The sequence below is a fragment of the Anaeromonas frigoriresistens genome (genome assembly GCF_016820655.1).
GTDB lineage: Bacteria > Bacillota > Clostridia > Tissierellales > SIT17 > Anaeromonas > Anaeromonas frigoriresistens.
In genome coordinates this window covers 1-11883 of the sequence record NZ_WSFT01000006.1, presented here as the reverse complement: position 1 = coordinate 11883, position 11883 = coordinate 1, and the positions used below count along the sequence as shown (strand labels likewise).

At 30.3% G+C, this 11883-nt stretch carries 10 protein-coding genes and 1 tRNA gene; 2 read left to right on the top strand and 9 right to left on the bottom strand.

Annotated elements, in window-relative coordinates; genetic code table 11:
* Positions 1 to 105: 105 nt before the first annotated feature.
* The 6 genes from GOQ27_RS00660 to GOQ27_RS00635 all read right to left on the bottom strand — a co-directional run bounded on the left by GOQ27_RS00660 (position 106) and on the right by GOQ27_RS00635 (position 8466).
* Positions 106 to 1533, bottom strand: a complete 1428-nt coding sequence (locus tag GOQ27_RS00660; protein WP_203364880.1) for a flotillin family protein — start codon at positions 1531 to 1533, stop codon at positions 106 to 108.
* Between the two features lie 12 nt (positions 1534 to 1545).
* Positions 1546 to 2142 (bottom strand): NfeD family protein, encoded by a 597-nt coding sequence (locus tag GOQ27_RS00655; RefSeq protein ID WP_203364879.1) that lies wholly within the window; start codon positions 2140 to 2142, stop codon positions 1546 to 1548.
* Between the two features lie 124 nt (positions 2143 to 2266).
* Positions 2267 to 2881: a deoxynucleoside kinase gene (locus GOQ27_RS00650; protein ID WP_207751241.1), complete on the bottom strand. Its 615-nt coding sequence runs from the start codon at positions 2879 to 2881 to the stop codon at positions 2267 to 2269.
* Positions 2882 to 3121: 240 nt separating this feature from the next.
* Positions 3122 to 4477: a GntP family permease gene (locus tag GOQ27_RS00645; protein ID WP_203364878.1), complete on the bottom strand. Its 1356-nt coding sequence runs from the start codon at positions 4475 to 4477 to the stop codon at positions 3122 to 3124.
* 78 nt (positions 4478 to 4555) lie between these two features.
* Positions 4556 to 6109, bottom strand: coding sequence for an acyl CoA:acetate/3-ketoacid CoA transferase (locus GOQ27_RS00640; RefSeq protein WP_203364877.1), 1554 nt, complete (start codon positions 6107 to 6109; stop codon positions 4556 to 4558).
* Between the two features lie 272 nt (positions 6110 to 6381).
* Positions 6382 to 8466, bottom strand: coding sequence for a sigma 54-interacting transcriptional regulator (locus tag GOQ27_RS00635; RefSeq protein WP_203364876.1), 2085 nt, complete (start codon positions 8464 to 8466; stop codon positions 6382 to 6384).
* A gap of 257 nt (positions 8467 to 8723) precedes the next feature.
* Between GOQ27_RS00635 and GOQ27_RS00630 the strand changes: the two genes are divergently transcribed.
* Positions 8724 to 9104 (top strand): SatD family protein, encoded by a 381-nt coding sequence (locus GOQ27_RS00630; RefSeq protein WP_203364875.1) that lies wholly within the window; start codon positions 8724 to 8726, stop codon positions 9102 to 9104.
* On the opposite strand, the gene GOQ27_RS00625 is transcribed toward GOQ27_RS00630, so the two are convergent.
* The 3 genes from GOQ27_RS00625 to GOQ27_RS00615 all read right to left on the bottom strand — a co-directional run bounded on the left by GOQ27_RS00625 (position 9098) and on the right by GOQ27_RS00615 (position 11018).
* Positions 9098 to 9934 (bottom strand): DUF3307 domain-containing protein, encoded by an 837-nt coding sequence (locus GOQ27_RS00625; protein WP_203364874.1) that lies wholly within the window; start codon positions 9932 to 9934, stop codon positions 9098 to 9100. The genes GOQ27_RS00630 and GOQ27_RS00625 overlap by 7 nt on opposite strands.
* Positions 9934 to 10719 carry a SatD family protein gene (locus GOQ27_RS00620; protein WP_203364873.1) on the bottom strand — a complete coding sequence of 262 codons (786 nt, stop codon included), beginning with the start codon at positions 10717 to 10719 and terminating at the stop codon, positions 9934 to 9936. Before GOQ27_RS00620 ends, GOQ27_RS00625 begins: the two co-directional genes overlap by 1 nt.
* 222 nt (positions 10720 to 10941) lie before the next feature.
* Positions 10942 to 11018: transfer RNA gene (locus GOQ27_RS00615), tRNA-Arg, on the bottom strand.
* Between the two features lie 130 nt (positions 11019 to 11148).
* On the opposite strand from GOQ27_RS00615, the gene GOQ27_RS00610 reads away from it, so the two are divergent.
* A complete protein-coding gene (locus GOQ27_RS00610; RefSeq protein WP_203364872.1) occupies positions 11149 to 11739 on the top strand; it encodes a hypothetical protein in 591 nt (196 codons plus the stop codon).
* Positions 11740 to 11883: the final 144 nt, after the last annotated feature.

Below are 11883 nucleotides of genomic sequence, written 5' to 3'. Positions count from 1 at the left end.
TCCATTATTTCATGTAGCATTAAAACTCAGAGTTTATCAGTAGTTTAGAAGTTCTATTAAGTTACCTTTATTAGACAATAAAAAAACCTGGGTAAAAACCCAGGTTTACTTCTCTATATCTTCATATTCTTTTTCTATAACTTCTGTTTTTTCTATATTATCCTCATGATCTTTTATTAAATATTCTGGTAAATCCATTCCTGCCATATTAAACATTTCTTGAAGGGGAGGTAGGGACTTCATCATACCAGATAGGAAATTTGCTGTAGAAGATTTACCTTCTCCATTACCTCCCATATTATCCCATACAGTAACTTTATCAATTTTAATTCCTTTTATAGCTTCCACTTGAGTCTTTACAAGCTCTGGTAATTTATCTACCATCATAAGCATAACTGCCTTTTCTGCATTTCCTCCAGTGGCATTAACTATTTTTTCGAAACCTTCTGCCTGTTTAGTTAATATTTCTTTTAAACCATTTGCTTCTGCTTCCATCTTTGCAAATATTGCATCAGCCTCACCTTTAGCTTTTCTTCTAATCTTCTCTGCATCTGCCTCTGCATCAATTTCAGCCTTTTGTTTTTCTATTTGAGCATTAACTATTGTATCAGCTTCTCTAGTTGCTTTTTCTCTCTTTGCTCTTGCTTTTTCTGCGTCTTCCTCTGCAGAATAGGCTTCTTCTAATGCCTTAGCAGCTTGAACTTTCTCAGCAGCACTTGCTTTCCTTTCAGCTTCTGCCTTTTTCTCTCTTTTTTCAGCTTCAGAATTTGCTACAACTACCTTAGATCTATTTTCCCCTTCTACTGCAGTAGCATCTGCTTCTGCCACTTGAATTCTTTCATCTCTCTTAGCATTAGCTTCACCTATAGAACCATCTCTATTTTTTTCTGCCACTGTCTTCTTAGCATCATTGATAGCTTTAGCTGCTGCTTCTTTACCTAATGCATCTATGTATCCTGATTCATCGTTTATATCGGTAACATTAACGTTTATAAGTCTTAGACCTATCTTTTTAAGCTCTGACTCAACGTTACTTGAAACTGCCGATAAAAATTTATCTCTATCAGTATTTATTTCTTCTATGTCCATAGTCGCTATTACCAATCTTAATTGACCAAATATAATATCCTTAGCTAATTCTTGTATTTCTGTAAGGCCTAATCCAAGTAACCTTTCAGCACCATTTTGCATTACTCCAGGCTCTGTAGATATACCTACTGTAAACCTAGATGGAACGTCTACTCTAATATTTTGTTTACTTAGAGCATTCTTCAAATTCACTTCGATCGACATTGGTGTTAAATCGAGGAATTCATAAGCTTGAATAACAGGCCAAATAAATGCGGCTCCTCCATGAACACATTTTGATGATATACCCTCGCCTTTTTCTCCAACCTTACCATATACAACTAAAATCTTATCTGATGGGCATCTTTTATATCTTGTAAATAAAGCTGCTATTGTACCAAATATAATTATTGCAATAACGGTAACTAATACAATCCCAAACACACCACCTGTTAAAGCCTCCATATAAACTCCCCCTTAATTATTTAGTATTTCTACTACTAAGATATTATTATCTAATATCTCTAAAACCTTCACCCGTTCCCCAGTAGATATAGCCTTACCCTTAGTTATGGCTTCTACTTCTTTTAAAGAATCTTGTATCAATATTTGCACTTTCCCTGTACCCTTTCCCTTTGCTGGTATTGGAATATAGACGCTTCCTGTGGCTCCTATGGAATTGTTCAAGTCTATATTACCACTTGAAGCTAGATTCATAATAAAGTAAAATAATGCGGCTACAATAAGCATTACTATAATTCCTAAAACACTTGATATCACTATAGTAGATACTTCACTAAATCCCATATCTGAAAAAGCTATTCCAGACCACCCAAATACAGTAAAAAATATAATGAAATTTCTAATAGTAAAAAAGTTAAATGCAGATTCTATAAATCCATCCCCATCAGCATCCAGATCAAAGCCTCCATCCATACTATCCACATCAGCAGTTCCTTCACCTAAACCAAAGAAAGTAAGGAAAAGTTGAATCATAAATACTACTGTAGATGGAATAGCTAAGTACCAAAACACCTTTTCAAAAACAGGTATAGAAGCCCACCATTCACTCAAATAAAATCCCCCCTTTTTGTAAAATTCTACCTTATTATATTTTATAACATTATCTTTAGTTTAACAATGATTATTAGAAAATTTTACTATTTATAAGCAATAAAAAAATCTTTAGAGTCAAACTCTAAAGATTTGCCATAGCTTCTTTTATTTTATTTACAACTTTTTCTCTATCCTCAGGTATAAAAAGATCTACTTCATCTACATCAATTACTATCTTAGGAGAATAATCGTAAGTTTCATACCATTTATCATACTTCTCATTTAACCTTTCCCAATACCTTCTAGGCACTGTGGATTCTATACCTCTATTTCTTCCATTAATTCTTTCTACAGCTTTATTTACACTGCACTTTAAATAGATTAATAAGGTTGGGTTTTGAGCATGTTCTAACATATTATCTAAAAGAGTAGAGTATGTTCTATACTCTTCATCACACATTTTTCCATCTTCATTTAGCATCTGAGCAAATATTTTATCTCCAAATATACTTCTATCTAATAAGCCACCATTCTTTTTATGTATCTCTTTAATCATAGCAAACCTTTTATTAAGAAAATGTACCTGTAATGTAAAACTCCATCTATTTTGATCCGCATAAAACTTATCCAATAGCACTAAAGTATCATTATCACTTAATTCTTCATATAGCTTAAGATTAAACTCTTCCTTTATTATAGTTGCTAATGTAGTCTTTCCTGCTCCTACTACTCCGTCTACTACTATCACTTGCTTCATTTCCTCCTCCTAGGTAATACATTTACTATATATAGTATAATTATTTCATCTGACTCTACATATAGTACCATATATCGAAAATATTATCAATGGTATGATGACAATATTATAACTTTTCATTCTGAACTTAGTGAATAATCTTTAAAGACTAGATCCTTCCCTATACTCAAAATGACAAGAACGTAGTGAAGACAGCCATTAAAAATACTGAAGGATAAAATCCTTCAGTACTTTTAATTCTTAATATATACCAGTTACTAAATAGAATACTGATATTACAAAAGTTGCAAGTATCGGCAATGCTATTGTATTAAATGCGATGTCTTTATAACTCTCTTTATGAGTAAGCTGACAAACAGCAAGTAATGTTATAATAGCACCACAATGTGGTAATGAATCTAGTCCACCGGCAGCTACAAGCATAATTCTATGAAGAGCTTCTGGATGAATTCCCATGCTTAAGAATTCTTCAGATAATACTTCTAATGCAATAGCAGTACCACCAGAAGAAGAACCAACTATACCTGCAAGTAAAGTAGTAGATATACCAACTTTAAATACAGAAGGAATAGCCAATCCAACTATAGCAATCTTAACTGTTGTAAATGCAGCTAGTGACTTAATAACTCCACCATATCCAACCTCAGATGCAGTATTAAATATTGGAAGTAATGCTCCAACTGCTCCATCAAATACAGTTTTGTTTGCATTGCTGATAAACTTTCTCATACTTACAAGAATAAATATAATAGCTACACCAAGACCAAGTACAACTGGCCATGTACCATTTACAGCTGAGTCTAAAGCTTCATACTTAGCTATAACTGAATCCATTTTAAAATACCAGTTAGTAAATAAGAAGTTAAGTACAAATACTATAACTATTGGTGCAATCGCAAGACCTATTCCTGGAATATTATCATCTATCTCATGTAAATCTTCGTTTGGATGATCTCCATAACCTTCACCAGCAGCTCTTAATTTGCTAGATCTCCAGTTAAGATAAGTTAATCCTCCACCTAACATAATAGCAGATGCTAATATACCAAGTACTGGACCAGCATATATATCTGTACCAAAGAAGATTGTTGGCATTGTATTAATATATTGAGGTGATCCTGGTAATGCTGTCATTGTGAATGTAAATGCACCTAGAGCTATAGCTCCTGGTAATAATCTCTTAGGTATATTTGCTCTTCTAAGTAATGTAGCCCCTATTGGATACATTGCAAATACCACAACAAATAGTGAAACTCCACCATAAGTTAATAGAGCTGTCGCTATAACTACTGCAGATATCGCTCGCTTTTCACCAAACTTTTCAGCTACGAAGTCAGCTATTGCAGAAGCAGCTCCTGTAACTCCCATTAATTTACCAAATATTGCTCCAGCTAAGAATACTGGAAAGTAACTAGAAATATATCCAGCTGCTGCTGGCATAAATATACTAGATAGTGCGTACAATGGAGGTATTTCTCCTGCCACTAAAGTTGCTAGCATTGCTAATAATGGTGCAAGTACTAGTACTGTTATACCTCTGTAAGCAAAATACATAAGTGCTACTAAGGTTGATATAATTGCTATAACACCTAACATTAAATAGTCCCCCTTTAAAATTTTATTTTAAAATTATTATGAATACGGGTTGTGCTCCTACTAATAAACCCTCCTTTCTTAATCTATAGTAAGCCCCATGGGCTCATCTTTAAATATTCTTAGATCCATAGTCTTCAAATCTTCAGCTATTATAGGTTTGAATTCCATTAAATCTATAACATCCTGCTGTAATTCTACTCCTGGAGCTATTTCTATTAATACAAGGCCTTCTGTTCTTAGCTCAAATACTGCTCTTTCAGTAATATATAAAACTTTTTGTCCTATTTCTGCTGCATACTCTCCACTGAAAGTAATTTGCTCCACATGTTCTAAGAATTTCTTAATCTTGCCTTCTTGTATAATATTAAGCTTTCCATCAGTAACATCTATTTTTAGACCTCCTGCTGTAAATGTTCCACAATAAATTACTGCTTTTGCATTTTGTGTTATATTTATGAACCCTCCACATCCAGCTATTTTAGGTCCAAACTTACTTACATTGATATTTCCCCACTTATCACATTGAGCTAATCCTAAAAATGCTACATCTAGTCCTCCACCATCATAGAAATCAAACTGATAAGGTTGGTCTAGTATTGCTTCAGGATTAGTGGCAGAACCAAAACTTAATCCTCCAGCCGGTACTCCACCAATAGGTCCAGATTCAATTGTTAAATCCATATTGTCCCCTATGCCTTCTTCACTGGCAACCATAGCGATTCCTTCAGGCATTCCTATCCCTAAATTAGTAATTGCATTAGGTACTAGTTCCATTGCTCCTCTTCTAGCAATTATCTTTCTTGCATCTAAAGGTAATCTTCCTATAGATCCTACTGGGACTTTTACTTCTCCTGTGTATGAAGCATTATAATCTTCTGCAAAGGTCTGCATATGATTCTCAGGCTTAGACACTACAATAGCATCCACATATATTCCAGGAATTTTTACTAATCTAGGATCTAAAGTACCTCTTTTAACTACCTTTTCAACTTGAAGTATTACTTTTCCTCCTGAATTCTTTACAGCTTGAGCCATTGAAGTAGCTTCTAATGTAACAGCTTCTTTTTCCATAGTAGCATTACCTATTTCATCAGCATAGGTAGCCCTTATAAATGCTACATTTACAGGAAAAGCTTTATAGAATAATTTCTCTTCTCCTTCAATCTCTATTAATTTAACTATATCTTCTGTAGTTTTATCATTAAGCTTACCACCCTCAATTCTAGGATCTACAAAAGTTTTTAATCCTACATGGGTGATAGTTCCAGGTTTACCTGCAGCTATATCTCTAAACAAATGGGAGATTACTCCTTGGGGTAAATTATAAGCCTCTATCTTATTATTAAGGGCTAATTTACCTATCTTTGGTGCTAGTCCCCAGTGTCCTCCAATTACTCTAGAAATTAATCCTTCATGACCTAAGTGATTTAATCCTCTTTCTTTTCCGTCTCCTTGTCCTGCAGCATATACTAATTTAATTCCTTTTGGTTTTCCTTCCTCTAGAAAACGTTTTTCTAAAGTTAAAGACAATTCCTCAGGATGACAGTTGCCTACAAAACCTCCGGTAGCTAAGGTATCTCCATCATTAATTAAGGCAACGGCCTCAGCTGCTGACATAATTTTAGACTTCATATATATTCCTCCCCTAAAAACTTTTCTATTCACCTATATAATAAGAGCAAGTTTTATGCCAAATTTTAAGTTTTATTAATATTTAACAATTTAGGTTTTTAGCCCTATCTAGAGGATAAATCTTAAATAAATAAAATCAAATAAATAAATTTATGTTCGATTAGACGTATACATAAGAAGAGATTTATATGTCAACGTTCGGTAATACATACAATATGATTGATAAATTTTTAACTAGTACTAATTTTCGAACAATTATAAGTCAAAAAAATTTAAATATCATTTAATTTGTATTTATTTAATTTTTCATAAAAAGTTGTTCTACCTATTCCTAGTAATTTAGCAGCCTTTGTCTTGTTCCCATCAGAGGCTCTTATACTCTCTATAATAGCTTCCTTTTCTGCCTTAGATACTATGTCATCTAACTTCCTAGTACTCCTTATATACTCCTTTCCTAATACCCTCTGAGGAAGATGATCTACATCCATGACCTCTCCAACTTCAATTAAATTTATAGCTCTTTCTATTACATTCTCTAATTCTCTAATATTTCCTGGCCAAGTATAACTAATTAAATGATTTATACATCTATCAGAAATTTCCTTAACATCTTTAAGATATTTATCACTAAGTTTATTTAAAAAATAATGACTTAAGGTACTTATATCTTCCGGTCGTTGATGAAGTGGAGGTACATTTATAGTAAATACATTTAGTCTATAATATAAATCCTGTCTATATTCTCCCTTTACAATCATTTCTTCTAAGTTTTTATTGGTAGCAGCAATTATTCTAACGTTTGTACGTTTAGACTCAGTTCCTCCCACCCGTTCAATTTCTTTTTCTTGTATTACTCTGAGAAGCTTTGACTGCATAGTCAAGGGCATATCCCCTATTTCATCCAAGAAAATCGTTCCTCCATCAGCTAATTCAAATTTACCTATTTTCCCACCTTTTTTAGCTCCAGTAAAAGCACCATCTTCATAACCGAATAATTCTGATTCTAATAATTCTGAGGGAATAGCTGCACAGTTTACCTTTACAAATGGTCCGAAATTTCTAGTACTATCATTATGAATTGCATGGGCTAATAATTCCTTTCCCGTGCCACTTTCTCCCAATATTAAAACATTCGAATCAGTTTGAGAAGCTTTTTTTGCTAATTTTATTGTATGAGTAATCTTTTTACTTTTTCCTATTATATTTTCAAAGGTATATTTGGATTTATTAAGTTTTGTTAGTTCTCCTTTATACTGTTTAAGTTCCCTCTCCATAAGATTAATTTTTTTATACAGATCATTTAATTCATCTACATTTCTAAATAGCATTTTCCCAACAGCTCCTACTACTTCTCCCTCTTTTATTATAGGAATCCTTGAAGCTATCATATAACTACCTCTTATTTTTTGAATATCCGCTATCTCAGCTAATCCACTATCTGCTACTACATGCATCCTTGTGTTTTGTATTACATCTGTCACATGTTTGCCTATGACCTCTTGATTTTCCACCCCTAAGAATCTCTCATAAGTTTTACTAATCATAGTTATATAGCCTTCCTTGTCCACAACTACTATACCGTCATACACAGTTTCAAGGATAGTATTTAATACTTGTGATACATTTTTTTGTTCTTCTAATTCTTTTAAAAGGTTATTATGTTTAGTCACATCTAAAAATAAGGATATAGCTCCTTTTATTTCTTCATTTTGTATTATTGGTGCTCTATTAGTTATGAGTTTCTTATCTCCTATATTCATAAGATTGTTAATATCGGTTTTTCCACTTCTAAGTATATTAGGTAATTTAGATAAAGGTATAACATCTTCTATTTTCTTTCCTAAGGCTTGTCGTGCATTAATTCCTAGGATTTTTTCAGCTACTGTATTACATATTATTATATTTTCTTCTTTATCTATAGCCACAACAGCATGATCTGTAGACTCTATAATAGAGTTTATACTTAATATCAAAAAGTTTAATTGTTCAGTAAGATACTTTGATCTAGTTAAAATACCCCTAAGTTTTTTCTTCTTATTAACTACAAAAACTTCTCCAGTAATAATATTTTTTATTATATTAGCATCATCATCTTCTTCAATACAAACTTTATTACAATCACATATAACCATATCTTCTATACTAACTTCACTCATATATAATTCAGATATATTATCAATTATAGTTCTCTTAGGCAATATACCTATTAATTTATTCTTTTCATCAACTATAGGTATATTATCCAAATTATGATTCAAAATATATATTATTGCATCTTTAATAGTAGATTTGATAGATAATCCATTAATATCAGTATCCATTAGTTCTATAGCTTTTATTTTTCTAAGATGAAGCATTATAATACCCCCTTTAAAATTCTTATTAAATTTTATATTGTAACTTATTATTTATTTAGGAATAATATATAATATCTACCTTTTTATATTAATGACTAAGTTATACCTCTTAGATAAACACTACTTTTAAGACAAATTACTAAGAATCTAGTTTATGAATAGACATGAACATTAACAATGTTTATATGTAAACATAAACATAAAGCTAATATTTTTTGAATATTGTGATAATTTTATAGAGAAGAAGGTGAATATTTATGGAATATATGACTATTATATTCGACATAAAGAATTCTAAAAATCTAAATAACAGAGAAGAAGTTCAATATCAATTAATAGATACCATAGAGAAAGCTAATGATTATTTCTCATCTTCCCTGGTTTCTAGTTTCATAATCACTCTAGGTGATGAATGGCAGGGTCTATTTACATACCCTTGTGATTATAATGATATTATAAATTTTTTCAAAGAAAATTTAGTTGATATAGATTTCTATTGTGGAATAGGAATTGGTGACATCAGTGTACATAACTTCACTTTAACTGTTAATCAATTAGATGGTCCTTCTTTTCATAGGGCTAGAAAAGCTATAAGCATAGCAAAGAAGAATAATTATTCTTTAGTTCTTCTTCAATAAAACACACTTAATTTTTTTATTAAAAACCCTATTATAATAGCAAATATAAAGCTAATAAAACTTCCTATAATAAACTCTTCTACAAATTTATCTTTATCGAAATTTTTAAACCTTGCTATTGATTTAGTTGCTAAAGTAAAACCTATAACTTCTGGCATATTTATAGATATAGCGGTAATAATAAATAATCTTTCTAAAAATCCAATATAAAAACCCCCATTCATCTTGCCACTTTTCTTAGAAATATTTACATCTTCAAAGTAGTCCTCTTCATTTATATCTTTATCGTGTTTATAATTCAGATGTTCTAAAAAAAGCTTTATAAATATACCACAACCCCAAGTTCCTATTACTATTAGATTAGCTACAATAAGAATTTTCCCATTTAAATTTATATATTTTATAGGTGGGATTATAATATCATACATTAATTTTATGCTTATATTACTTGTATTATCGTAAGATATTAGTACTGTAGCTATTAATAAAAATAAGAAATGAATCACTTGATCAGTTAAAAAGATTTCAAACTTATATTTTTTATATTTATATATATTATTAATAATAGATTTAAATATATCTATAATAAAATGAACAGCGATAAGAACAATCATTATAGCTAATGTTTTTATTATACTTAGTGATGAAAAATAAAAACTTATTAATAATAAAGTTGTTATCAAATGGATAATACAATGTTTTAGATTAGCTATAATATAAATTTCTCTTTTCTTATTCAATCTATCATTGACAGATTTATTAGTTTGAAATACAAAGTCCGATAAAAAATGTGCTAACAATAAACTATAAAAAATATTGATTTCTAACATTATTCTCTCCTCATATCACAATAATACGCAAACAATTTTTCGATCATTTTATAATTCTGTTGTATGGTAAAAAATTCTGCATTATTTAATTTCTGGCTTATTCCTCCAATTGTCTCTTTAGTATTCTTCTCTTCTATTATTTTTCTATAGGTACCTAACTCAATATAATCTAAATATATTTGTTGTTGTTTTTTAGTCATCTTATTTATTAAAATCTCATTATTTTCTATAATTGTATTGATTAAATTAGCTATATTTATATTTTGATGAAATTGTGAATCTCTTTTACTGGTAGCTGCCACTTCTTTTATATCAAATTCATTTTTATAGATAGAAAGATTATTTTCTATATCATTCATTGTTGGTGAGTAAAAAAACACTCTGTTATTCTTACTATGAATATACTTTTGACTGTAACTATTGTTTTTTACAATCTCAAGAGCCTTTCTTGCATTCAGAAAACATTCCCCATCCATTTTTCTAGTATCATCATATATATCAGTACTCAATGTTCCAATACCTACTCCCGCATAGAACTGAAAGTTATCTTTCCATATTAATTTTTGAAATTCATGAATAATATTATATGAGCTTTCCGGATTTAAAGTTATAAGTTGCCATTCATCTCCTAAGGTTAATTCTACAGGAGCTACTAATATACCTTTGAACTTCTTATTTATATATTCTATGTATTCAAATAAATTATGTTGTATTTTCTCTCTTAATTCTTTACTTTTCTTCCTAGATGCTACTATATCCATGTTAACTACTCCATAAAGTGTCAAAGTACATCCCTCCCTACCGGCAGTATATTAAATTTAATATTATATATTGTATTCGATAAATATATATTTTTCCCTTTAATATTATTTATAATTTATATTAAAGAAAACAAATAGATAGTCTCCGACTGCTTCATAGTCTCTCTTTTATTTATGTCTTAATTAGTTTTAATACATCCTTTTTTACATAAAAAAATCCCAGTAATTTTCTACTGGGATTTACTATGGTGCACCCTGAGGGATTCGAACCCCCGACCAACTGATTCGAAGTCAGCGACTCTATCCAGCTGAGCTAAGGGTGCATATATTGTTTAACGTAAATATTATATATCTATCTATTAATATAGTCAAATATCGATAATTTTATTACATAGTTATATTGTAATATGATGTTTTTTATTGTATTGTTATTATATGGAAAGGATGATAGATATGAAGAGGATATTTTTTATTATATTAGTTTTAATACTTCTGATAACTACCGGTTGTAATACTGAATTAGATAGTAAATATTCAGAGATTTTAGCAGACTATGAAAATGCAGCTATTGAATTTCAACACTTAGATATAACTTTTAACAGATATATAGAAAAAACAAATGATATAGCTATTAATCCAGAGAACTTAATTTCTACAAATATAATTAAAATGAATAAAAATAATGAACCTATATCTATAGATCTAAAAAATATAGATGAAGATCAGCTTAAGGAATTAAAAGAAAACTCCTCTAATATTAATAAAACCTCATATGAAGTTAGTTATAAAATATCAAAACCTTACTATTTTAATGATAAAAACTCAGCCTATGTCTTTGCAATAAGACAAAATATTGATACTTTTTTAGGTAAAAGGTATACTTTTAAAAAAGTAGAAAATAATTGGAAAATTGCTAATATCGACGAGAAAAGTTCAAAGACTAAATCAGAAAAAGACGCAGTAATAAATACTGACATTGATTTTCACAGATATAAAGACAAAGAAATTAACTATGATAAAAGTTTTAGTGATATCATTAATTAGATATTGTAAATAGTAAAAACTATATAACACAAAAGGACCCTAAAGGGTCCTTTTCTATTTGAACTGGCAATTTGCCAGGAACAAAATAATGGTGCACCTGGGAGGATTCGAACCCCCGGCACACGGATTAGAAGTCCGTTGCTC

What these genes read in the sequence shown, in the direction of transcription:
- GOQ27_RS00660 (WP_203364880.1), bottom strand. Translation starts at nt 1,533, where the DNA reads ATGGAGGCTTTAACAGGTGGTGTGTTTGGGATTGTATTAGTTACCGTT.
- GOQ27_RS00650 (WP_207751241.1), bottom strand. Translation starts at nt 2,881, where the DNA reads ATGAAGCAAGTGATAGTAGTAGACGGAGTAGTAGGAGCAGGAAAGACT.
- GOQ27_RS00645 (WP_203364878.1), bottom strand. Translation starts at nt 4,477, where the DNA reads ATGTTAGGTGTTATAGCAATTATATCAACCTTAGTAGCACTTATGTAT.
- GOQ27_RS00640 (WP_203364877.1), bottom strand. Translation starts at nt 6,109, where the DNA reads ATGAAGTCTAAAATTATGTCAGCAGCTGAGGCCGTTGCCTTAATTAAT.
- GOQ27_RS00635 (WP_203364876.1), bottom strand. Translation starts at nt 8,466, where the DNA reads ATGCTTCATCTTAGAAAAATAAAAGCTATAGAACTAATGGATACTGAT.
- GOQ27_RS00630 (WP_203364875.1), top strand. Translation starts at nt 8,724, where the DNA reads ATGGAATATATGACTATTATATTCGACATAAAGAATTCTAAAAATCTA.
- GOQ27_RS00625 (WP_203364874.1), bottom strand. Translation starts at nt 9,934, where the DNA reads ATGTTAGAAATCAATATTTTTTATAGTTTATTGTTAGCACATTTTTTA.
- GOQ27_RS00610 (WP_203364872.1), top strand. Translation starts at nt 11,149, where the DNA reads ATGAAGAGGATATTTTTTATTATATTAGTTTTAATACTTCTGATAACT.